The sequence below is a fragment of the Hungatella sp. genome (assembly GCF_046966825.1).
Genome location: NZ_JBKVCZ010000007.1, coordinates 1 through 24822, shown reverse-complemented (window position 1 = coordinate 24822; position 24822 = coordinate 1). Strand labels below are relative to the sequence as shown.

At 49.0% G+C, this 24822-nt stretch carries 19 protein-coding genes and 1 pseudogene; 19 read left to right on the top strand and 1 reads right to left on the bottom strand.

The annotated features are described in order from the left end of the window. From ACLTD4_RS03740 to ACLTD4_RS03650, 19 genes are all read left to right on the top strand, one after another. Window positions 1–1530, top strand: coding sequence for a response regulator transcription factor (locus ACLTD4_RS03740; protein ID WP_117623159.1), 1530 nt, complete (start codon window positions 1–3; stop codon window positions 1528–1530). A 143-nt stretch (window positions 1531–1673) separates the two neighbouring features. Then, entirely contained in the window at window positions 1674–2972 is a 1299-nt protein-coding gene (locus ACLTD4_RS03735; protein ID WP_181988633.1) for an ABC transporter substrate-binding protein, read from the top strand. Between the two features lie 42 nt (window positions 2973–3014). Beyond that, window positions 3015–3896, top strand: a complete 882-nt coding sequence (locus ACLTD4_RS03730) for a carbohydrate ABC transporter permease (protein WP_002602165.1) — start codon at window positions 3015–3017, stop codon at window positions 3894–3896. Next, window positions 3897–4730, top strand: a complete 834-nt coding sequence (locus ACLTD4_RS03725; protein ID WP_117623161.1) for a carbohydrate ABC transporter permease — start codon at window positions 3897–3899, stop codon at window positions 4728–4730. Between the two features lie 71 nt (window positions 4731–4801). Then, window positions 4802–5743 carry a glycosyl hydrolase gene (locus tag ACLTD4_RS03720; RefSeq protein ID WP_117623162.1) on the top strand — a complete coding sequence of 314 codons (942 nt, stop codon included), beginning with the start codon at window positions 4802–4804 and terminating at the stop codon, window positions 5741–5743. A gap of 209 nt (window positions 5744–5952) precedes the next feature. Then, complete coding sequence (locus ACLTD4_RS03715) at window positions 5953–7230, top strand: PTS sugar transporter subunit IIC (protein ID WP_002602168.1); 1278 nt, start codon at window positions 5953–5955, stop codon at window positions 7228–7230. Window positions 7231–7237: 7 nt separating this feature from the next. Further along, entirely contained in the window at window positions 7238–9256 is a 2019-nt protein-coding gene (locus tag ACLTD4_RS03710; RefSeq protein WP_412331137.1) for a BglG family transcription antiterminator, read from the top strand. 53 nt (window positions 9257–9309) lie between these two features. Next, window positions 9310–10647: a 6-phospho-alpha-glucosidase gene (locus ACLTD4_RS03705; protein ID WP_117623164.1), complete on the top strand. Its 1338-nt coding sequence runs from the start codon at window positions 9310–9312 to the stop codon at window positions 10645–10647. A gap of 52 nt (window positions 10648–10699) precedes the next feature. Beyond that, window positions 10700–10999, top strand: coding sequence for a PTS sugar transporter subunit IIB (locus ACLTD4_RS03700; RefSeq protein WP_002602171.1), 300 nt, complete (start codon window positions 10700–10702; stop codon window positions 10997–10999). 14 nt (window positions 11000–11013) lie between these two features. Beyond that, the gene (locus ACLTD4_RS03695; RefSeq protein WP_055656847.1) at window positions 11014–11337 is read left to right on the top strand and encodes a PTS lactose/cellobiose transporter subunit IIA; all 324 of its coding nucleotides are present in this window, start codon (window positions 11014–11016) and stop codon (window positions 11335–11337) included. A 2-nt stretch (window positions 11338–11339) separates the two neighbouring features. After that, window positions 11340–11945 carry a hypothetical protein gene (locus ACLTD4_RS03690; protein WP_242354504.1) on the top strand — a complete coding sequence of 202 codons (606 nt, stop codon included), beginning with the start codon at window positions 11340–11342 and terminating at the stop codon, window positions 11943–11945. Window positions 11946–12259: 314 nt separating this feature from the next. After that, a complete protein-coding gene (locus tag ACLTD4_RS03685; RefSeq protein ID WP_055656850.1) occupies window positions 12260–13102 on the top strand; it encodes a helix-turn-helix domain-containing protein in 843 nt (280 codons plus the stop codon). Window positions 13103–13239: 137 nt separating this feature from the next. Next, the gene (locus tag ACLTD4_RS03680) at window positions 13240–15198 is read left to right on the top strand and encodes a beta-glucoside-specific PTS transporter subunit IIABC (RefSeq protein ID WP_055656852.1); all 1959 of its coding nucleotides are present in this window, start codon (window positions 13240–13242) and stop codon (window positions 15196–15198) included. Further along, window positions 15191–16891 carry a glycoside hydrolase family 3 protein gene (locus ACLTD4_RS03675; protein ID WP_117623165.1) on the top strand — a complete coding sequence of 567 codons (1701 nt, stop codon included), beginning with the start codon at window positions 15191–15193 and terminating at the stop codon, window positions 16889–16891. Before ACLTD4_RS03680 ends, ACLTD4_RS03675 begins: the two co-directional genes overlap by 8 nt. 22 nt (window positions 16892–16913) lie before the next feature. Continuing rightward, window positions 16914–17552 carry a beta-phosphoglucomutase gene (pgmB, locus tag ACLTD4_RS03670; RefSeq protein ID WP_117623166.1) on the top strand — a complete coding sequence of 213 codons (639 nt, stop codon included), beginning with the start codon at window positions 16914–16916 and terminating at the stop codon, window positions 17550–17552. Next, window positions 17549–18979 carry a 6-phospho-beta-glucosidase gene (locus ACLTD4_RS03665; protein WP_055656858.1) on the top strand — a complete coding sequence of 477 codons (1431 nt, stop codon included), beginning with the start codon at window positions 17549–17551 and terminating at the stop codon, window positions 18977–18979. Before pgmB ends, ACLTD4_RS03665 begins: the two co-directional genes overlap by 4 nt. 264 nt (window positions 18980–19243) lie before the next feature. Further along, a complete protein-coding gene (gene hisS / locus ACLTD4_RS03660) occupies window positions 19244–20503 on the top strand; it encodes a histidine--tRNA ligase (RefSeq protein WP_055656863.1) in 1260 nt (419 codons plus the stop codon). Between the two features lie 26 nt (window positions 20504–20529). Next, window positions 20530–22320, top strand: a complete 1791-nt coding sequence (aspS, locus tag ACLTD4_RS03655) for an aspartate--tRNA ligase (RefSeq protein WP_412331136.1) — start codon at window positions 20530–20532, stop codon at window positions 22318–22320. A gap of 190 nt (window positions 22321–22510) precedes the next feature. Next, window positions 22511–24343 carry a bifunctional metallophosphatase/5'-nucleotidase gene (locus tag ACLTD4_RS03650; RefSeq protein WP_117623168.1) on the top strand — a complete coding sequence of 611 codons (1833 nt, stop codon included), beginning with the start codon at window positions 22511–22513 and terminating at the stop codon, window positions 24341–24343. A 168-nt stretch (window positions 24344–24511) separates the two neighbouring features. On the opposite strand, the pseudogene ACLTD4_RS03645 reads toward ACLTD4_RS03650, so the two are convergent. Continuing rightward, window positions 24512–24822, bottom strand: a pseudogene (locus ACLTD4_RS03645) (hypothetical protein); the annotation flags it as partial.

The window sequence follows — 24822 nt, the reverse complement described above, 5'->3', positions numbered from 1 at the left end:
ATGTATAAGGTTTGTTTTGTGGATGACGAGATCATTAATTACCAGCTCTTTGAAAAATTGGTTCCCTGGGAAGAAAAGGGATTTCAAATTGTGGGAACAGCGGCTGACGGCCAGGAAGCTCTTCAAATGTACGAACGCCTCCAGCCGGATCTGATCTTTATGGACATCCAGCTGCCGCTTCTGGACGGCCTTGAGTGCGTCCGGTGCATTAGAGAAGAAAATCAGGATGTCCAGATCGTGATTGTCAGTGCATACAGTGATTTTTCTTACGCACAGAAGGCCATCCGCTATGGCGTACAGGATTTCCTCCTAAAACCGGTGAGCCGTATGATGCTGAACCAGCAGGTGGATAAAATCAAAAAAACACTGGATTCCAGATGCCGGCAGGAGCCCCCCCGGGATCTGTATTCCAATCCGTATACAGACGAAATGAATCAGATATTTGCCTGTATTTCCCAGAATGCGGACGGAAAAATGCCTCCGTATAAGTACCTTTCAGAAATGAAGGCCCTGTACCGCCTGATTCTGCGTCCGCTTACCGGTGACGAGGCGCCGGCGGCGAGGATGAAAGAACTTACAGCAGGGCTGGCGTTACGGCCGGTTGTCTCTGAGGGGCTGGATCTGATCTTTATTCTGTCGGGTACCTCCCTTTACCTCGGTTACGGCGATGCAGTTCCCGATGAGTCTGCATCACAGGCCATAATAGAGTTTTTTCGGGAAAATGATTACGCCGCAGAGCTTTACTTATGGAAAAGCGGGGAGAGTACATGGCCGCTCGGCGATTTCCTTTCGCGGTCCTATTCACAGGAAAATTACGGTTTCTATGAGAAATACGGCAGCGTATACAAGCTGGAGGATTATCCGTTTCAGGATACAGAGCTGAAGGTGCCTCTGGACGGATTGATTGTGGCGGCGCTGGCAGAGAATACACCGGAGAGTCTGATAAGTCTGATAAACGGGCAGTTTAATAAGGCCAGGCTGGAGCAGATCTCGCCCCGTCTACTGAAAAATTTTGCGCTGGATGTTCTGGTGAAAATAAAGTTCTGTTTAAAAAAGTTTGCACCTGAGGAGTCCTTTCACCTGATGAGAAATCTTCGCATGGAGAAAATCTACGATACGGTCAGCTGCGATGTGCTGAAGCGCTTCTTATGCCGCAGGATAGAAGAGGCATTCGATGAGCTTGACCATACGATGCGAAAGGCGGGAAAAGGAGAACACGCCGTATTCCGGGCAAATTCCTTTGCGGAGCTTAAGTTCTCGGATCCCGGCTTTTCTGTCCAGATGGCGGCGGACTTTATCGGAATCAGCAAAAACTATTTTACCAGTCTGTACAAAGAAAAAACGGGGCTTGGGTACTGGGATTACGTCACACAGCTGCGGATGCAGAAGGCAAAAGAGCTTCTCACAACGACGGATGATACCATCGGGACTGTTGCAAGGCAGATCGGGTATGAAAGCGAGTACCATTTTTCACGAAAGTTCAAAGAGTATACGGGACAGTCTCCCAACCGGTACCGCAGGCATTCGTAGTTTTGAGCAACAGAAGCGTAGTATTTAGCAGGATTAACGGCAGGCTCCCCTGATAAGAAGCAAAAATCCCCGAGTTTTAGACATTTAGAAATGGATCCCGGACGGATATAATGGACTTATCAAAGAAAGGGAGGGTTCCTGAAATGAAAAAAGGAGCAGCATTATTAGCAGGCGTATTAGCAGCAGCGGCGGTTCTGTCCGGCTGCGGCGGCCAGGGGAACAACGGATCGACTACTTCGGCGGACAGTGCCGCAGCGGAGAGTACAACAGAGGGAAATGCGAAGGCTTCAGGGGAAAAGGTAACGATCAGTCTTTTATCGTGGAATACAGATGAGATTCTGGGAGAGTTTATTGCGGGCTTTGAACAGGAAAATCCCAATATCAAAATAGACCTTCAATACGTTCCGCCGGTACAGCAGTATGTGGATAAATTCAGTGTATTAGCTGCCTCCGGGCAGATGACCGATATGTTCTATATCGCGGCAGAAAATAAGCAGGAGGTTATCAGCAAGGGCGTAGCGGAAGATATCAGCGATATGGAGATATTCTCCAGGATCGACCCTGCAACCTCGGCGACCTACGGAAAAGATGGGAAGATATACGGGTATTCTCCGGATGCCTGGATTGGCGGAATCTTCTATAACAAAGATTTGTTTGAACAGGCCGGTATTGAGAAGGAGCCTGAGACATGGCAGGACTTCGTGGACTGTGCGGCAAAACTGAAGGCGATTGGCGTGGAACCCTATCTGGATGATGCCGATAATGTTCATAACCTGGCGCAGGACCTGTATCAGTGCAGCGTCATCAGCCAGGAACCGGATGCGGATGTCCAGATCAACGAGGGAAAGGCAACGTTCCAGGAGAAATATACGGAGCCGCTGAAGCTCTGGTACAACGATATGATAGCCAGCGGACTCTACAGCCAGATGGCGCTTGGACTTAACAGCGACCAGGTGATCGACATGTTTGCCAACGGTGAGGTTGCCATGATGCACGGCGGTCCATGGAATATTGCCATGATTGAACAGAAGAACCCCGAGCTGAACTACGACATTTTCGGACTTTCCGACAACAGCGGAAACCGTGTCCTGCCGGGCGCAGTGAATGTAGGATTGTCTGTCAGCACCACCTCCGAGCATAAGGATGCCTGCCGTGCATTTATCGAGTACATGGCAAGGGACGAAAATATTGTGAAATGGCAGAAGGTAACAAATAATGCGATCATCGTGGAAGGAATCGACTATACCATGGGAACTGTCTTTGAGAAATTCAAAGGGGATGCGGTTTCCGGCAGCTTCTATCTGCCGCAGATTGTATGGAATAATTCCTCCGGTATCTACAAGGAGTTCTTATCCGGTATCCAGGATACGATTACAGGAGCCGATACGATCGAGAATATACCTGTGAGGCTTGATGAAAAACAGGCAGAATTAAGTCAATAGCTTTTATTTTTTTCTACCCATTTTCAGGAAAGGATGATTGAAATGAAGGTTAAACTGAGAAAAGAACTGCCTTATCTGCTGTTTATTCTGCCCGCGTTTATTGTATATACGATACTTACGGTAATACCGCTGGTCCAGACTCTGGGACTGTCTTTTACCAACTGGGACGGATATTCCATGAGTCACTTAAGCTTTACGGGACTTAAAAATTTCAGGCTGGTGTTTGCGGACCGGTCTATGAAGACCGCTCTGCTGAACACGTGCTTTTACAGCATCGTGTTTCCTCTGGTGACAACTGTTTTCGCCATTCCGCTGTCTCTGGTGTTAAATTCCGGTATGAAAACGAAGAATCTCCAGAGAGCCGTATTCTTTTTCCCATCTGTTCCCAGTGCGATTATTCTGGGCTATTTATGGGCATATATCCTGTCGCCTACAGGCAACGGACTCCTCAATAAGCTGCTGGGACTGTTTGGGATCCATCCGGTCATGTGGCTGGCGGTTCCGAAATGGGCCATGTTTTCCGTACTTCTTGTCAACCTATGGAGCGTCGTGGGATGGCACGCCTGTATCTATCTGGCGCAGCTTCAGAGCATTCCAACGGAGTATTATGAGGCCGCCAATGTGGATGGAGCGACTGCTTGGCAGAAATTCCGGTATATCACATTTCCCATGCTGGCTTCCGCCATGACGGTCAGCGTCATGCTTCTGCTCTTAAATTCCATGAAGCTTTATGATCTGCCGTTTGCACTGACCAGCGGAGGTCCCGGTACATCGACAACACTGGTTTCACAGATTATTATAAAAACGGGCTTTGTCGAAAAATCCTACGGCAAAGCGACGGCCATGTCGGCGATTTTCTTTGTCTTTATCGCAGTGATCAGCGTGATTCAGTTAAAGCTTATGAAGAAACGGGAGGTGGAATAAATGACAGTAAGGAAACGAGGCGTAAAGAGTATTCTGGGTGAAGCGGCGATGCTCGGTGTCTGTATTATTTTCTTCATACCATTTTATTATCTTCTCGTCAATACGTTTAAACCAGCCAGGGAAGCAACCGTATTCCCGCTTTCTCTCCCTGTAAAAAGCTTTACTCTTGATTTGTACAGACAGGCGCTTGACACAATCAATTTCTGGAGCAGCTTCCGCAATTCGATTCTGATTACGGTGGTATCGGTGGTCATTATCATATCCATCGGCTCTATGGCTTCCTATGCCATAAGCAGGAGAAAAAATAAGCTGACCCAATTCCTTTTCTTCTATTTTCTGATTGGCTTCATGGTTCCGGTCCAGACGACGCTGATTCCGCTGTTTAACCTGATGTCCTTCTTAAAACTGCAGAATTCCGTAGCCGGCATGATTGTGCTGTATTCCAGCTGGTGTAATTTCGCCATGTTCATGTATCAGGGATTTTTAGGAGGAGTGCCAAAGGACCTGGAGGAAGCTGCGCTGATCGACGGAGCCAATCTCTGGAAACTGTTCTGGCGGATCGTATTTCCCCTGTTAAAGCCGGTTACTACGACGATTGTGATCTTTGATGTTATGTGGATATGGAATGATTTCATGCTGCCCTATCTCTTTATCAGTTCTTCGGATAAGTTTACGTTGATTATGGAGGTATATAAGGGGGTCGGACAGTTCGCCAACAACTGGACCGTGATGCTCTGCACCATGGTGATTGTGCTGATTCCAATTACGATTTTCTATGTGGCGATGCAGAAGCATATTATTGCCGGCATTACAAGTGGAGCAGTCAAAGGTTAAGTGCAGCAGCGAACCAGGGGGACAGGTCAGTCTGGTGCACTGTCAGCGAAAATAAAGGAGGTCGATTTATAATGAAAAATACAGTAGTGCCCGGGGCGCCTCTGTTTCGCGATCCGATTTACGACGGCGCCGCGGATCCGGTAATTATCTGGAATAAACAGGAACAGAGCTGGTGGATATTTTATACAAACAGAAGGGCGGCAGCCGTCAATCATGGGGTTTCCTATGTACATGGAACCGACATTGGGATTGTCAGCTCTGATGACTGCGGGAAGACCTGGATTTACCGGGGAACCGCCCGGGGCCTGGAATACGAGAAAGGCAGAAATACATACTGGGCGCCGGAGATTATGGAATATGAGGGCGTTTACCACATGTATGTGTCATACGTCAGAGGGATTCCCGCCACGTGGGACTGTAAAAGAACGATTTTACACTATACCAGCGGGAATCTGTGGGACTGGACGCTCCAGGGACCCCTTACTCTATCTTCAGACCGGGTGATAGACGCCTGCGTGGTGCGCTGTCCGGATGGTATCTGGAAAATGTGGTATAAAGATGAGGTTCATGACAGTCATACCTATACGGCGTACAGCGAAGATCTTTATCACTGGACTGCGGGCGGGCCGGAGATTACGGACTGCCCTCATGAAGGCCCCAATGTCTTCTTCTTTCAACATCATTACTGGATGATTACCGATCCATGGGAGGGACTGGGGGTTTACAGAAGTGATGATCTGAAGCATTGGGACCGCTGCCCCAATATTCTGGCACAGCCGGGCAGCAGGACCGACGACGGGACGATAGCGGCCCATGCCGATGTTCTGGTCCATAAGGACAGGGCATATATATTCTATTTTACCCACCCGGAGGTGAGCAGGGAGGAACGCAGTAATCCGGATTTTGTCTGGGAATACAGGCACAGGAGAACTTCCCTGCAGGTGGCGGAGCTGAAGGTGGATGGGGAACAACTGGTATGTGACAGAGATCATGTGGATATGGATTTAGGATAAAAGCAGATGAATGCCTGAGGAGCGCGGCTCTTTGGGCATTCTTTTTTGATGTCAGGCTTTCTTAAGGCCCTGAAATTATATCCGGGGATCGTGACATGGTTTCCTAACACTTAGGAAAAAGAACGTTTGCGGTGAAAATTAAAATCAGGTACACTCTAGTTACAATATTAAGGCCTTAAGAACAAATGATTAAAGGGGGAACTTTCTTTATGAATGAGAAAACCACAGGTTTTCAGGACAAGCTTATGAAGTACATGATGCCCGTTGCCAACTGGGTTGAGAAAAACAACTGGCTCCAGGCTATCAAAGACGGCATGATCGCAGATATTCCGGTCATCATTATCGGCTCTATCTTTCTTCTGCCGATCGCGCTGAACAACTTAATCGCTTCAGGACCTATCCACGATTTTATCTCCGCCCATATGGGTGTGCTGACGTATGCGGCCGGTTTTACCAATGACCTGCTGTCGATTTTCGCGGCATTCTTCATCGCCGTGGCACTGGCAAAAAGGTACGGAATCCACAATACGCAGACGGGTGTGACGGCTATCATCGTTCATCTGATTCTGTCCGCAGTTTCCATTGACGGCGGAATCAGCACCGAGTTTCTGGGGGCGTCGGGTCTCTTTACCAGTATTGTTTCCGGTATTTTGAGTGTGGAAATCACACGGTTCCTGATCAAGAGGAATGCGATTATCAAGCTGCCATCCTCCGTACCTCCGATGGTAGGAGAGAGCTTCGCCTCCCTGATCCCTCTGGTAGTCAACGTTATTGTGGCGGTTGCCATCGCCAACATCTCGATTGCGGTTTCCGGACTGGTATTCCCGGCGGCCATTATGAAGCTGCTGGCACCTGCGATCAGCACTATGGACACGCTTCCGGCCCTGCTGATTGTAATCTTCCTGACACAGTTTTTATGGTTCTTTGGTCTTCACGGACCTTCCATCACCTCCGCGGTGTGGGCTGCATTTGCAATTGCATATCAGGCTGAGAATATGGCCAATTACGCATCGGGTGCTCCGGTTACCCATATTTTCACCTATGGACTCTACTACAATTTCCTTCAGGTAGCAGGTTCCGGATTGACTTTAGGCCTCGTCCTGTTTATGATGAAATCAAAGGCGAAGTCGTTTAAATCCATCGGTGTGGCATCACTCGTTCCATCTATTTTTGGCATCAATGAGCCGGTTATCTTCGGACTTCCGATTCTTTTGAATCCGTATATGTTCATTCCGTTCGTATTCGGACCACTGCTCATTACCGTTCTTACATACTTCAGTATGAAGATGGGGCTGGTCGGCTATCCGGTGGCAGCACCTCCAGGATTCTTACCTCCGGGCGTAGGCGCGTTCTTAACCACGTATGACTGGAGAAGCGTTGTACTCGTATTTGTATCACTGATTCTCATGGCACTGATTTATTATCCATTCTTCAAGATGATGGAAAAAGACGAATTGAAGAGAGAAGCCCAGAGCGAAGCGGAGTAGGCAGAACATGACAGTTACGAAAAGGCAGATAGAAATCATAGAGTATATCATGAATAACGTGTCAGGCATCACTGGTGATAAACTGGCAAAATATTTTGGAGTGTCTTCCCGCACGATCAGGAACGATATTCTGCAGATAAACTCGGCTTTAAAAGGTGATCCATTACTCTGCCAAACGGAGGGAAGGCTGCTTTCCCCCTCCATAAAAGCCTCGAAAAGAATCGGTTATTATATCACGCAGGGGGATATGGAATATTTTCGGGCTGTTTTAAGCGGAGGCAGTGACAGGAATCATGTCATTGCCCCCCACAACCGCGGCTACGCGATTCTGGGCCACGCCCTGGAAGAGGGGAGCTGCAACTTATACGATCTGGAAGAGGAGCTGTTCTTATCCCAGACGGCGCTTCGGGAGGAAGTGCTGAAGCTTCGCAGGATGCTGGAGGATAAAATGGACTTATGCATCCTTGTTCTGGAAGGGAACCAGGCCCGGGGCGTGGACAACGAAGAAAAGATAAGACTTTCCATTTTTAACATTATCAAATATGAAGTACAGACTCATACGGATTGGGGCAGTGATTACCTGGAACTCCTGTTTCGCGGCCAGTTTGACCGGGGAGAGTATGAGTTATTCGTAAAAGCGGTCAAGGATTATTTCGGCGGCCATGAGATTCTGGTGTCTGATGCCAGTCTCTACATGGTGGTAGGCGCCATTTACGCCACAGTCATGAGGAAACGCCAGGGCCATGAGCTCTTTGGCGTGAAGGCGGACGAATTCCCGGTGGAGGTCCTGACCAATCTTTTGTATCATTTGAAGGCACAGAAACTGGATCTGACAGAGAGCGACGAAGCGCTCCTTAAAATATTTCTGTACTCCATAAGGCTCGTTCAGAGTCAGGGGGACACGAGGGCCAGTGCGCTGAGCGGTGTTATTTTAAATGAGTTCTGTCAGGAAGTGCTGGCCAAATACAGCTTTGACTTACACCAGTCCGACGAGCTGTTCAACAATATGGCGCTTCATCTGGAGTATTTAATCCGCAGGATCGATACCGGATACCGGATCGACAATCCGATATTGCAGGATATCAAAACCCAGTATCCATATGCCTACGAAATCGCGATTCTGCTTGTCCCGATCATGTTCAAATATAAGAGTATTCCGATCCGGGATGAAGAGATCGCCTATATGGCCCTTTATGTGGCCTATTTTCTGGAAAAGGTGAACCGGCGGTTAAAAACCGTGGTGATCAGTGCTCCGCGGCAGAGCGTCAACGCGGTTATCTGCAACTGGCTCAACGATCATTTCCAGAATCAGATTGAACTTGTAAAGGTCCTTCCCAAGCACCAGCTGGAGTATCCCTCGCCGTATGGCGATGAGGGGGCTGTCACTGCTTCTGCGGTGGATTTGATCATTTCCACCGAAGGGCAGAGAGTAAAGACGGACATACCCGTGTTCCGGATCAATGGAATTCCGAACCAGCAGGACTTTTCCGCGCTGAACGGGTTTATCAGACGCATGCGGGTGAGCAGACGGTTTACCACGATCGTCAACAAGTATTTTAACACACAGTGCATCAAGATCTTTGCAAAGGATGCCGGATCCGCAGACTGGGCTGGAAAGGCGCCGTTTGAAATTGTTATCGAGACGCTTTCCAGGAAGTTTAAGGAGCAGGATAAGATCGAGACGGTGGAAGAGTATGTGGATGACGTCCTGTCCAGAGAAGTCAACTACCCCACAGTCATCGGGGAGTCCGTGATGATTCCCCACCCGCTCATGACCTTTGCGAAGGAGACTGCGGTGGCGGCAGCCATCTTAAAGCCGCCGGTCACGATCTGCAAAAAAGCAGTGAAGGTCATCTTCCTCCTGGCGATTGAGGGAAGGCCCAACGACGATGTGAGTATTCTGTTCGAATTTTTTAAACAGGTAGCCATGAATGAAAACCTGGTGAACACCCTGTATGAGGCAAAAGATGAAACAGATTTTCTGAACCGTTTAATAAGCATATCGACTTCCATCGAGCTCTTTTAAAAGGCAGGATAAGAGAAACGAAATTATATCTAGTAGAAGGAGAATCATAGAATATGAGTAAGAAAAAATTTTCCGTAGTAATAGCAGGCGGCGGCAGCACCTATACACCTGAGATTATTCTGATGTTGCTGGACAACATGGACAGGCTTCCGCTCCGCGCTATCAAGCTGTATGACAACGATGAGGAGCGCCAGGGCAGACTGGCTAAGGCCTGCGAGATTATCGTCAGGGAAAAGGATCCTTCCATCGAGTTTGTGGCTACCACAGATCCGGAGACGGCTTATACAGACGTTGACTTCTGTCTGGCCCATATCCGCGTAGGACAGCTTCCGATGAGAGAAAAGGATGAGAAGATCCCGTTAAAATACGGCGTAGTCGGCCAGGAAACCTGCGGCCCAGGCGGAATTGCTTACGGCATGCGCTCCATCCCGGGCGTTCTGGAAAATATCGAGTACATGGAGAAATACTCTCCGAACTGCTGGATGCTGAACTACTCCAACCCGGCGGCCATCGTGGCGGAGGCGTGCAGACGCTTTAAGCCGGATGCGAGAGTCATCAACATCTGCGATATGCCGATCGGTATGGAAAACAACATTGCAAAGATCCTGGGCTTTAACGACCGCAAGGAAATGACCGTGCGCTACTTCGGTCTCAATCACTTCGGCTGGTGGACCTCCATCAAGGACAACGACGGCAACGAATACATTGATAAACTCCTTGCGCATCAGTTGGAATACGGCAATACGCTCCCTGACGAAGGAAATAACGGAGACTATACGGACAACTCCTGGTATGAGACAGCAAAGAAGGTAAAAGATTTAACCGCCATTGATCCTACCATGGCTCCCAACTCCTATTTCCAGTACTACTTATTCGGCGACGACATGGTAGCCCACACAAATCCTGAGTATACGAGAGCAAATCAGGTTATGGATGGCAGAGAGAAACGCGTCTTCGGCGAATGCGCAAGGATCGCAGAAGCCGGAACCGCTGAGGGAACCTCCCTGGAGATCGGTATTCACGCTTCTTTCATCGTGGATTTAGCGACAGCACTGGCCTTCAATACACATGAGAGAATGCTGCTCATTGTAAGAAATAACGGAGCCATCGAGAATTTCGACAAGGATGCCATGGTAGAGATTCCGTGTATCGTTGGAAAAGACGGTTACGAGCCGATCACCATCGGAACGATCCCGACATTCCAGAAGGGACTGATGGAACAGCAGGTCGCAGTGGAGAAACTGACGGTTGACGCTTACGAGCAGGGAAGCTATCATAAGCTGTGGCAGGCACTGACCTTATCGAAGACCGTACCGAGCGCCAATGTAGCCAAGAAGATTCTCGACGATTATATCGAGGTGAACAAGGAGTACTGGCCGGAATTAAAGTAATATCCTGTCAGGATGATACAGCCTTAGGGCACATAGTATAGAAGGAGGCAATATGAAAATATTAATTTGCTGTAATGCCGGAATGAGCAGTTCCATCATCATGAAAAAGATGAAGGATGCGGCTGAGAAGCGGAATATGGAGCTTACCTGTGAGGCGGTGCCAAATGCGGGAATCAGTGATGAAATTGGTAAGTGGGACGTGTGTCTCGTCGGACCACAGCTGGTTTACGCGGTAAACAACATAAAGAGTATTTTAAATATACCGGTTGCAAGCATTGAACCAAGGGTTTATGCACTGGCCGATGGCGACAAAGCCCTGGATTTTGCAATTGAACTGGCAAAAAAATCATGAGAAAGGCTTAAAATATGGCTGATGTTACGAAATTATCGGAATGTGCAATGCAGATCGTGACCTATGCCGGCTGTGCCAAGTCCTGTTATATGCAGGCGCTGCAGGAGGCGAAAAAAGGAAACTGGGAGCTTGTGGAGCCGAGAATCAAGGAAGGCGAGCAGTTCTACCGCCAGGCTCACGAGCAGCACGGCGAGATCCTGTTAAATGAGGTCAACACCCTGGAGCCGCAGATTACCCTGTTAATGTCTCACGCAGAGGATCAGATCATGGCGGCGGAGCTGGTGCGCGTTTTGGTAGAAGAATTGATAGAAATCTATACGAATCAGAAGGGAGCATGAGGATGGCAAATTACACGATATGGGCAAATGCCACGACAAAGAATGGTTTTGCGGCAGATGAGATCATCTCCTGTCTGCAGAAGTCGATTCGCCGCGGAATGGTGGAGGAAGCGTGTCAGTACGCGTATGAGCTGTACACCTCCGGCCCGGCCTTACTGGAAAAGGTATGGCACCGTCTGCTGTCGATCTCTGTGGAGGACATCGGATTCGGCGATCTGGACGCGGCAGGAAAGATCAATACCTTAGATGAAATGAGAAAGAAGTTCGCATATGACGACGGCGACCAGCCCATGTTCTTTATCCATGCGATCAGAATTCTCTGCGCATGCACGAAGGACCGCTCCAGTGATTATTTAAAGAATATCATCATTAAAGAGGCGGCCATGGGCAAAGTACCGGAGATCCTGGATGTGGCGCTGGACAAGCACACAAGGCGCGGCCAGGAGATGGGACGCGGTTCAATCCATTTCTTTGAGGAAGGGGCAAAGGTGATTCCACAGCTTGACGTGGATAACGGATATAAGGAGCGTTACAGAAAGATCCTGGAGAATTACGACCCGTCGAAGGCGGTGCCGGGAGCATTTGTTTACAGTTCGGGGAGAGATTAGTATATAGGGTTTTTGGAAGGAAGCAGATGGCGGGAATGGCCATCTGCTTCCTTTTGATTGATATTTTGGCTGCTATCGAATATAATAAAAGTTATATTAAGTGAGGGTTAGGCATGAGAAATACAAGAGTGGTTCTTTCCGATGTTAAGCTGGAAAATTTAAAAACCGATTGCAAAACTCGAAAAGGCCAGAAAGTTGTAATTGGAAATAAAACCTATTTTAAATGAGATTATAGGCACTTGGCCGGATTTGACATATGCACGTAATTTGTATATGCCAGTTCGGCTATTATAAAATAAGAAAGGATAATTCAGATGGAAGAAGGCTACTATGAAATCAACCAAATGCGAAAAAATTATCCGGTCAAGGTGGTTCCCCATGAAAATATTGTAAATGACGGGGCCTACGTTGCGCAGCACTGGCACAGAAGTGTGGAGATCGTTTTGGCCAGGGGCGATGGATTCAAGCTGTGGGTGAATGGAATTACGAGAACCATGGGGGATCTGGATCTGGCCATTATTAACCACGGAGAATTTCACAGCTTTATGGCTTTTCAGGGAGAGAACCAGACGGGCTGTTCCATTCTGATTTCCTATACCTTTTTAAAAGAGCTGAATCCGGGTATTGATCTGGCGTGGTTTGAAATCAGCGGAAGAAAAGAGGTCGGCGACAGGCTGCGCAGCGTCATGATGCGTATAAGGGAAACGTACCGGCAGGAGGGGGAGTGGTACAACCTTATGATCAGGAGCAGCGCTTATGAGCTGATATACCTGCTGTTTACAGAGTGTATGCTGGATAAAGACAGCAGCCATATAAAATCCATGAAATCAGGGGAAATCTATAAAGAGATCGTAAACTATATTGATAAGCATTACAATGAGAATTTAAAACTCAGCGATGTGGCGGGCCATTTTGGCTACAATCCCGATTATTTCTCCAAAAGCTTTAAAAACTATATCGGAGAAGGCTTTCTTGTCCATTTGAGAAAGCTCCGTCTCTACAATGCAAGAAAGCAGCTCATGTTTACGGATAAATCCATTCTGGAAGTTGCGCTGGATACGGGATTCTCGGACAGTAAGGCGTTTATCCGGGATTTTAAGGCGTTCTACGGAACAACGCCGCTCAAATACAGAAAAGAAAACCAGCAGAGAGGTTGACACGGCAGTCAGGACCGAGGCTAACATAGAAACTGTTTTATAAATGTCGGAAATTGAGAATAATTATACCGGAATTACCAAAGATAAACGGCTGATTTCCTTTTATAATATAAGAAAAAGTGAAAAGGAGAAGGAGTATGGCTGGCAAATACGATGGTCTTGCAAAGGTAATTATTCAAAATGTAGGCGGAAAAGGGAATATACTTTCCTTAGAACACTGTTTTACACGTCTGCGCTTCCGGCTGAAGGATGAGGGGGCGGCAAATGCGGAAATGCTGAGAAACACGGAAGGGGTGGTTAACGTAATTATCAGTGGCGGCCAGTTCCAGATTGTGATCGGCACCCATGTTCCGGATGTGTACGAAGCGGTTTTAAAGGCAGCTCACTTAAACCAGGGGCAGCCGGAGAGCGGGCAGGGGGAAAAGAGCGGGCTGGTAGACGTTATTTCCGGCGTATTCATGCCAGCAATCGGACTTCTGTGCGCCTGCGGTATTGTCAAGGGGCTGCTGGTGATGCTTACCACGCTGGGGCTCATGACGGCTGACCGCGGGACGTACCAGATCTTATACGCGGTAGGCGATTGTATCTTTTATTTCTTCCCGGTAATTCTTGGGTATACGGCGGCAAAGAAATTTAAGTGCAATGAAGTGATTGGTATTGCCATCGGCTGTACCATGATTTATCCGGCTATTATAAGTGTGATGGCGGGCGAGCCGGTTTCCACTTTATTTGCCGGAAGCATATTTGAATCTAAAATTTACATGAATTTCCTGGGAATTCCCGTGATTTTAAATAACTACTCTTCCACGGTAATTCCTGTTATCCTGGCTGTCTGGTTCGGTTCCAAGGTGGAACGGAAGATGAAGGAGTGGAGCCCGGCAGTCGTCAAATCTTTCCTTGTTCCCCTTGTAACGCTGGTGGTTACGGTTCCCATCACATTTCTGGTGATCGGTCCGGTGGCAACATGGCTCTCCAATATCATCGGTATGATTACGGAAGCGCTCTTTAATTTAAGTCCGATTGTATTCGGCTTGTTTGTAGGCGCATTCTGGCAAGTGTTCGTTATTTTCGGCGTCCATCAGGGAATGATCCCCATTGTGCTCAACAATATGGCAACTATGGGGTATGACGTGATCTTTGCGGCGACGTGTGCGGGCTGCTTCACCCAGGTGGCGGTACTGGCGGCTATTGTCATAAGAACAAAGAATAAAAATTTACGGTCAACTTCTATTTCTGCCCTGTTTTCCGGTATTTTCGGGATTACAGAGCCGGCGATTTACGGTGTGACGCTGCCGCTTAAGACTCCGTTTATCATAAGCTGTGCTGCCTCCGGTATCGCAGGCGCCATCGCGGTGGCGGGAGGAACCCGGTACTTTAATATGGGCGGACAGGGAATCTTCTGTTTTACCTGTTACATTAATCCAGACGGAAGCAGCACCAGCCTCGTATTCAGCCTGATTGCGGTGGGAATTGCTATGGTAATCTCGTTTGCGGCCATGATGATTCTGTTTAAAGACAAGGAAGAAAATCAGACGAAAGAAATAAAGGCAGAAGAAACCGGTATGGAAGAAGCTGAGTCTATGAAAGCAGAAGAGTCTGTAAAAGCAGATGTGACACAGTCCGGCGAGGAGATCGAAAGCCCGTTAACAGGAAGGCTTGTGGCTCTGTGCGATGTGGAAGATGAAGCATTTTCCCAGGGAGTACTAGGCAAAGGGATTGCAGTGGAACCGGAGGAGGGCTGCGTCTATGCGCCTGCTGACGGAACCGTGTCGGCGATTTTCCCTACCGGCCATGCCATCGGTATGGTTACGGACCAGGGAGCGGAGCTGCTCATTCATATCGGGATGGATACTGTTAAATTAAATGGCGAAGGCTTTCGTGTTATGGCGGCGAATGGCGACCATGTGAAAAAGGGCCAGAAGCTTGTGGAGTTCGATTTGGAATTTATTAAAAAATCAGGCTATTCTCCGATTACGCCTGTCATCGTGGCGAATACGGCGGCCTACCGGGATATCATTCCGGTTGATGCTAAGCACAGAAAGGCCGGAGAGCCGCTGCTTATTTTAGCGGGAAAGGAGCAAGGTCAACATGATTGATTTAAAGGCAAATCCGTTTTTCTTAAAGGATGGGGACATCGCATGGGTGGAAAAGACCTTAGACGGAATGTCAGAGGAAGAAAAGGTGGGGCAGCTCTTTTGCCTCCACGGTGACAGCGATGATTTTAATGAGTTAAGAAGGATCGTGGAGGCGTATCACCCAGGAGCTATGATGTACCGCCCCGGAGCAGCGGAGAAGATTTACGAGATCCATAAGCTGCTTCAGGAAGAGTCGAAGACGCCCATGCTGCTGGCGGCCAATTTAGAAGCCGGCGGCGACGGGATCGGCAATGAGGGGACGTTTTTCGGCAGGCAGATTCAGGTGGCGGCCAGCGACAATACGGAGCAGGCATACAGGCTGGGCGTCATTGCGGGCAGGGAAGGCGCGGCGGTTGGCTGTAACTGGGCCTTTGCCCCGGTCGTTGATATTGATATGAATTTCTCCAATCCGATTACGAATGTGAGGACCTACGGTTCAGATCCGGAGCGTGTAAAACGCATGTCTCTGGCCTACATGAAGGGATGTCAGGAGAATGGAGTCGCTGTATCCGTAAAGCATTTTCCCGGTGACGGAGTAGATGACAGAGACCAGCATCTGCTGGCTTCGGTGAATTCTCTTTCCGTAGAAGAGTGGGACCGCACGTATGGGGATATCTACAGCGCAATGATCAGGAATGGGGCGAAAACCATTATGGCCGGCCATATCATGCAGCCTGCGTATACACGGTACTTTTCCCCGGATATAAAGGATGAGGACATTATGCCGGGGTCGTTGTCGCCGGAGCTACTGCAGGGGCTTCTGAGGGGAAAACTGGAATTTAACGGGCTGATTGTGACAGATGCCACCGCTATGGTGGGCTTTGGAGCCATGGGCCGCAGGGAAGATTTGATACCGGGAGCCATAGCAGCGGGCTGCGATATGATCCTGTTTACCCGTGATTTAGAGGAAGACGTGGCTTCAATGAAAAAGGGAATACGGGACGGCGTGGTGACGCAGGAACGGCTTGATGAGGCCGTCAGAAGAATTCTGGCCACAAAGGCATCTTTGGGCCTGAACACGAGGAAAAAGAATAACACGCTAATGCCGCCCAAGGAAGGTCTCTCCGTGCTCAAATGCCAGGAACACATAACATGGGCGTACCAGCTTGCGGATGAGTCCATTACCCTGGTGAAGGATACGCAGAAGCTCATTCCAGTGGATCCGGAGAAGAAAAAACGCGCCATGGTGATTGTCCTGGGAGACGCGGTCAGCGCCAGCGGGAAACCGGCGTTAGGAAGCCTGTTTATAGAGGAACTGAAAAAAGCCGGATTTAAGGCAGAGCGCTTCGATGAGAAACTGCACGGCGCTCTCTTTTATAAAGCCCCGGTGAAGCAACTGCGCGAGACGTACGATATTGTCTTCTATTTTGCCAATATCAAAACGGCAAGTAACCAGACGACGGTGCGGATCAACTGGAAGCCGCCTATGGGGCTGGATGCGCCGTGGTTTGTGAAGGAAATTCCGACGGTGTTTATCTCCATTGCCAATCCATACCATTTGCAGGATGTGCCTATGATTTCCACATATATTAACGCCTATACGGCCAATGAATTTAATCCGAAGGTGCTTGTGGAGAAAATCACAGGAAAAAGTGAATTTAAAGGAAAAGCCCCCAATGATCCGTACTGTGGATACTGGGATGCCGCCTTTTAACTGCAGGGAAGGAGAGCGAACTATGATAAAAGGTCTGTTGTTTGATTTGGATGGCGTGCTGGTGGATACGGCCAAGTACCATTACCTTGCATGGAAAGAGATTGCAGAGGAGCTGGGTTTTTTGTTTGCGATAAAGGATAACGAGCGGCTTAAGGGGGTCAGCAGGAAACGTTCCATGGAGATACTTCTTGAGATCGGGAATATTTTCATGGATGAAAAGGAACAGGAGGCGTACTGTGAGAGGAAAAACCGCAGATATGTGGAGTATATTTCCGGGATGAAAGAAGATGAAGTGCTGCCGGGTACTGTTGAACTGCTAAAGGAGGCCAGAGCAAAGGGTTATTTAACGGCCCTGGGCTCTGCCAGCAAAAATTCCATGATAATTCTCGACAGACTGGGACTGACGCGATATTTTGACGCAATTATCGACGGGACAAAGGTAGAAAAGACCAAACCGGACCCGGAGGTGTTTATAAAAGGAGCCGAGGCCCTGGGACTGCCATGTGAGGAATGCCTCGTGTTCGAGGATTCGGAGGCAGGCATTGAAGCGGCTCACAGTGCGGGCATGAAGGCGACCGGTATCGGAAGCCGGGAGAATCTGCCTGAAGCAGATATGGTTGTAGGAAGCCTGAAGGAGTATACATTGGAGGAGATTGGATGAGACTGGCAGATGATTTTTTATGGGGAGGCGCGACGGCCGCAAACCAGTGTGAGGGCGGTTATTTGGAAGGCGGGAAAGGTCTGACGACGGTGGATATGATACCGGCAGGGGAGAACCGTTTTCCCGTGATGACGGGGATTCTGCCTTATGAAAAACTGGGCGAGGGGGAGAGATATCCCTCCCGGGAGGCCATAGACATGTATCACCATATGAAAGAAGATGTGAAGCTGTTTGCGGAAATGGGATTCAAATGCTACCGTTTTTCCATTGCCTGGTCCAGGATATTCCCCACCGGCCTGGAGGACGATCCTAATGAAGAGGGACTGCTTTTTTACGACGCACTGATAGATGAGCTGAGAAAATATGGCATTGAGCCGCTGGTGACGATCTGCCATTTTGACGTTCCGCTCACTCTTGTCAGAGAACTGGGTTCGTGGAGAAGCCGGAGCATGGCAGACTTATTTGTAAAGTATGCGGCGACGCTGTTTAAACGCTTTAGGGATAAGGTAAAATACTGGCTGACCTTTAATGAGATCAACATGGTCATGCACCTGCCTTTTGTGGGCGCAGGTCTGTTTTTTGAGGATGGTGAGGATCAGGAGAAGGTGAAGTACCAGGCTGCCCACCACCAGCTTCTGGCTTCCGCGCTGGCTGTGAAGGCGGCCAGGGAGATCAATCCGGAATTTAAGATCGGCTGTATGCTTGCGGCGGGAAGCTGTTATGCCAATACATGTAATCCGGATGACGTATGGGCGGCGCTGGAAAAGGACCGGGAAAACTACTTCTTTGCCGATGTGCAGGTGCGCGGGAAGTATCCGGCTTATGCCGCCAGGGCGCTTATGCGGAAGGGCTGCTTTCCTTCCATGGGCCCGGAGGATGAACGGATCCTGGAGGAAAATACTGTGGATTTTGTGTCATTCAGCTATTATACGTCACACCTGACCGCCGCGGATGCAGGGCAGATGGAAAAGACTGCGGGCAATGTCATGTCCAGCTTGAGAAACCCTTATTTGAAAGCCAGCGACTGGGGCTGGCAGATTGATCCGGTGGGGCTGCGCATTACCCTGAACAATTTATACGACCGTTACCAGAAGCCGCTGTTTATTGTAGAAAATGGCCTGGGGGCTGTGGACGAGGTAAAGGCTGACGGAACAGTTGAGGACGACTACCGGATTGCATACTTAAAAGCCCATATTCGGGAAATGATAAAGGCGGTGGAGGAAGACGGTGTGGAACTGCTGGGCTATACGACATGGGGCTGCATCGACCTGGTCAGCGCCTCTACCGGGGAAATGAAAAAGCGGTACGGATTCATCTACGTGGATAAGCAGGATGATGGAACCGGAACCGGTGGGAGAAGGAAGAAAAAATCGTTTGAATGGTACAGGCAGGTAATTGGGACCGGGGGAGAATGTGTCTGGGAGTAAGCGCACGGTAGTTCGGACCATGCGGAAGACGGAGAGGAACGAAGGAGAGTATCCTTTTGTTCTTCTTCGTTTTTTGTGTAAACTGCGGCGGCTGGGGGCAAAAACGTTTACGATCAGGTGGAAATGTACCGCTGCGGCAGGAAAATTACAAAAACTACTTGCAAAACTAAAAAAGACCAGTAAAATAGAGAGAAGACGTGTTATTCCCGTGAAAGCGGCGAATTACAGGGAAGAAATGAATAAAATGATAACGGAGTGAGACGTATGGCATTAAAAAAGAAACCGGTTACCGGCATGAAAGATATCCTGCCCGCAGAGATGGCGGTACGGGAATATGTAATGAATCAGATTCGTGAGACATACGGTGGATTTGGATTTAATTCCATCGAGACCCCGTGTGTGGAACATATTGAAAACCTGACCAGCAAGCAGGGCGGCGATAATGAAAAACTGATTTTCAAGATTATGAAGCGCGGAGACAAGCTGCGCCTCGATACCGCGGAGACGGAGAACGATCTGGCAGACAGCGGTCTTCGCTATGATTTAACCGTACCGTTATGCCGCTATTACTCCAATAATGCGGCGACGCTTCCAGCGCCGTTCAAGGCACTGCAGATGGGCAGCGTATGGAGGGCGGACAAGCCTCAGAGAGGCAGATTCCGTCAGTTTGTTCAGTGCGATATTGATATTCTGGGCGATCCGACCAGACTGGCTGAAATCGAATTGATTCTCGCAACTACCACGCTTCTTGGCAAAGTCGGCTTTAAGGGTTACCATGTCCGCATCAATGACAGAAATATCTTAAAGGGAATGGCATCCTACTGCGGTTTCCCGGAGGAATCCTTTGACCAGGTGTTTATCATTCTGGATAAGATGGATAAGATTGGCATGGAAGGCGCCCGCGCCGAGCTTTTAGAAGCCGGTTATGAGAAAGAGAAGATTGATCGGTATCTAGCTCTGTTCGGTTCGGTGACACCGGATGCGGCGGGGGTCCGTTCTCTCGGCGAGACATTAAAAGACGTAATGGATCCGGAGCTGGCAGAAAATCTGGCAGCCATTATGGACAGTGTAAACAGTATCGCTACCAGTCAGTTCGATATTATTTTCGATCCGACCCTGGTGCGCGGAATGTCCTACTATACCGGCACGATCTATGAGATCCAGGTGGATGGATTCCCGGGATCTGTCGGCGGCGGCGGCCGTTACGATAAGATGATCGGCAAATTTACCGGCATGGAGACACCGGCCTGCGGCTTTTCCATCGGCTTCGAGAGAATCATTACCATCCTGATGGAAGAGGGCTTTACCGTTCCGGGAAGTACGGAGAAGAAGGCGTTTTTGATCGAAAAGGGCGTCAGCGCCGATGTGATGACAGCGGCTATTCAGGAGGCCATGGACGAGCGTGCAAAGGGTGTCTGCGTTCTCGTATCTCAGATGAACAAGAACAAGAAGTTCCAGAAGGAGAATTTACAGAAGGAAGGCTATACCGAGTTTAAGGAATTTTACAGGGAAGCTTTGAAATAATATTACGATTAAGTTGGAGGAACATTATGGCAGAATCAATGCTGGGACTGAAAAGATCCCATAGATGTACAGAGGTAACGAGCAGTAATGCCGGTGAGACCGTCACCGTTATGGGCTGGGTGCAGAAGAGCAGAAATAAAGGCGGAATTATTTTCGTGGATTTAAGAGACCGTTCCGGTATTCTGCAGATTATCTTCGAGGAGAGTGACTGCGGCGCTGAGAATTTTGCAAAGGCTGAGAAGCTGAGAAGCGAATTCGTAATCGCGGTAACCGGACACGTGGAGAAGCGTGCAGGCGGAGTGAACGAAAATCTGGCAACCGGTGATATTGAGGTCAGAGCAGAGAGTCTTCGCGTTCTTTCCGAATCAGAGACACCGCCATTTCCGATTGAGGAAAACAGCAAGACGAAGGAAGAACTTCGTTTAAAATACCGCTATCTTGATTTAAGAAGACCGGATATTCAGAGAAATATTATGGTCAGAAGCCAGGTCGCGATCATCACGAGAGCATTTCTGGCAGAGGAAGGCTTCTTCGAGATTGAGACTCCTACCCTGATTAAGAGCACACCGGAAGGCGCACGAGATTATCTCGTACCGAGCCGTGTTCATCCGGGAGCCTTCTATGCGCTTCCGCAGTCTCCGCAGTTATATAAGCAGCTGCTCATGTGTTCCGGCTATGACCGGTATTTCCAGCTGGCCAGATGCTACCGCGATGAAGATTTACGCGCCGACAGACAGCCGGAATTCACACAGATCGATATGGAGCTGTCCTTCGTGGATGTGGAAGACGTCCTTGAGGTAAATGAGAGACTGTTAAAGAGATTATTTAAGGAAATCTGTAATTTTGATCTGGAACTCCCAATTCCCAGAATGACATGGCGCGAGGCGATGGACCGCTTCGGTTCCGATAAGCCTGATATGCGTTTTGGCATGGAATTAAAGAACGTGTCTGATGTGGTTCGTGGTTCCGAGTTTGCTGTATTTAAAAATGCCCTGGAAGCAGGCGGTTCCGTGCGCGGTATCAATGCAGACGGCCAGGGAGCCATGCCTCGTAAGAAGATCGACGCCCTGGTGGAATTCGCAAAGGGCTTCGGTGCAAAGGGACTGGCTTACATTGCCATAGCTGAGGATGGAACTTACAAGTCCTCCTTTGCAAAATTCATGACAGAGGATGAGCTTCACGCGTTAGTGGAAGCCATGGAAGGAAAGCCGGGAGACTTACTCCTCTTTGCGGCTGACAGAGATAAAGTGGTTTTCGATGTATTAGGAAACTTAAGGCTTGAGCTGGCGAAGCAGCAGGATTTACTGAAGAAGGACGACTTCAAGTTCTTATGGGTAACGGAATTCCCGCTTCTTGAGTATTCCGAGGAACAGGGACGTTTCGTTGCCATGCACCATCCATTTACCATGCCGATGGACGAGGACTGGCATTTAATCGACAGCGATCCGGGCGCAGTGCGCGCAAAAGCCTACGATATCGTGTTAAATGGTACCGAGATGGGCGGCGGCTCTGTCCGTATCCATCAGGGAGACAGCCAGTCCAAGATGTTCGAAGTACTGGGCTTCACCCCGGAGCAGGCACAGGAGCAGTTCGGATTCCTGCTTGACGCATTTAAATACGGAGTACCGCCTCACGCAGGCCTGGCTTACGGCCTCGACCGTGTGGTCATGCTCATGGTAGGTGCTGACAGCATCCGTGACGTAATCGCATTCCCGAAGGTGAAGGACGCTTCCTGCATGATGTCAGAGGCACCGGCGCCGGTTGATCCAAAACAGCTGGAAGAGCTGTATATTGAGATCGCAGAGACAGAAGAATAAAGAAAAATAGAGACAGATACAGACAGCCCGCATCTCGCGCCGGAAATGGCGCCAGGATGCGGGCTGTTGTTTGTCATTCTGTCAGCTTATTTTAATATAAGAAAAAAACAGAAAAACAATACCCTTATTTTACATTTATCTGTTATAATAAACTTAAAGGTAAAAAATGTAAAAAAGGAGGCTTTAAGAAATGAAAAGAAGCGGAAAAAGAAGGTTTCTGTCTCTGTGGCTCACGCTGCTGATGGTGCTGTCCCTGACCACTGGCATGTCGTTTACTGCGGCGGCGGCAGACCACGATATCGTTGTGCTGTATACCAACGATGTCCACTGCGGCGTTGATGACAACATCGGATATGCAGGGCTGGCGCTTTATAAGAAGCAGATGCTTGAGCAGACACCGTACGTTGTCCTCGTGGACGCCGGCGATGCTATTCAGGGCGCGCCCATCGGAACGCTTTCCGATGGAGGTTACTTAATCGATATCATGAATAAGGTTGGCTATGACTTTGCCATACCTGGAAACCATGAATTCGATTACGGCATGCCACGTTTCCTGGAACTGGCGGGGAAACTGAGCTGCGGCTACTATTCCAGTAACTTCCTGGATCTGCGCACAGGACAGACCGTATTCGCCCCGTACAAGATGATGACATACGGAGATACGAAGGTTGCCCTGGTGGGCGCCAGCACACCGGAAAGCTTTACGAAATCCACTCCGGCGTATTTCCAGGATGCAAACGGAAACTATATCTACAGTTTCTGTGAGGACGAGAGCGGACAGAAGCTCTATGACCGGATCCAGTCCAGCGTGGACGCGGCCAGAGCGGATGGAGCCAATTACGTCATTCTCGTTGGCCATCTGGGAGAAAACGGAACCACCGAGCGCTGGTCATCTGACAGCGTCATTAAGAATACCAACGGGATTGATGCTGTGATCGACGGCCACTCTCATGAGACGGTTCCCTCCAAGGTTGTGAAGAACAAGGACGGAAAAGATATCACGCTTACGCAGACTGGTACGAAGCTTCAGGATATCGGAAAGATGACGATCAAAAAAGACGGAACAATCACGACAGAACTGATCTCCAAGGTGGAGGCCGGAGGCGCTTCGAGGGCGTACACGGTTAAGTCCGGGGATTCCTTAAGCAGAATTGCAAAGAGAGAACTGGGATCCTATAACCGCTGGAGAGAGATTTACGATGCCAACAGAGATAAGATTAAAAATCCTGATATGCTGACGATCGGCATGCAGCTCACTCTTCCTGGCGGAAGTGCTGTCACGGAGGACGGTAAAAATGTGGACTATGACACCGATCAGTTCATCAAAGGAATTCAGGCGCAGTACAATGAGACGTTAAAAGCAGTACTGGGGCACAGTGACGTGGACTTGACTGTCAACGATCCTGCGACGGGAGAACGCGCAGTGCGAAGCGCCGAGACGAACCTGGGCGATCTGACTGCTGATGCATACCGCTACGTACTGGGCGCCGATATCGGATTATCCAACGGCGGGGGCATCCGTGCCAACATAGCGGCAGGCAATATCACGTATAACGATACACTGGCAGTATTCCCATACGGCAACATGGGATGCGTAGTAGAAGTGAAGGGCCAGCAGATTAAGGACGCTCTGGAAATGGCTTCCAGAAACTGCCCGGATGAAAATGGCGGCTTCCTTCAGGTATCAGGACTATCCTATACCATCGATACGTCTGTTCCGACTACGGTTCAGACCGATGAAAAGGGGAACTTTATAAAAGTTGGCGGCGCTTACCGCGTGACTGATATCAAGGTAGGGGCGGAAGCTCTGGATGTAAACAAGACATATACGGTAGCTTCCCATAACTATATGCTGAAATCCGGCGGTGACGGAATGACCATGTTTGCAGGTGCGAATATCACAAGGGACGAGGTCATGACGGATGTGGACATTCTTTCCGCATATATCAATACCAACTTAGGCGGCAATGTAGGCGCTGATTACGGCGACCCGCATGGCCAGGGAAGAATTACGGTTAAATAGTATCAGCGAATGAATGAAATAAAATAAATGTTATAAAATCAATACCATAAAAAGAGCATTAGCGACTTCATAAACACTTATTATAAAAAGAGCGGTCTCACGATCCATAATTCGTGAGCCGCCTTTTTAATATATCAATCGTCTTCAAGCCTTTGTCTTCATCCCCATCTATTCCTCCTCCCGTATCTCCTCCGCCAGCTCGTGCACCTTATCCCAGTCCAGGATTCGGACGCCCTTCGGTACACGTTCCAGAATCTTTTCCTCACACATGGTGGAGATTAGATGCATCAGGTGGCGGTAGGAGATTGTTAAGTACTCCGCAATCTCTGTGTATTTCACAGACAGCAGTCCACCGTTCTGGAGAAGGAGCAGACAGGCGGCAAAGTTGTTGCGGCTGGGATAGGCGGTCAGGCTCATGTATTTGCGGTTCTGGGCCACATTCTGTTTTAAGGCCATGCTGCAGCAGAACCTCAGAAACT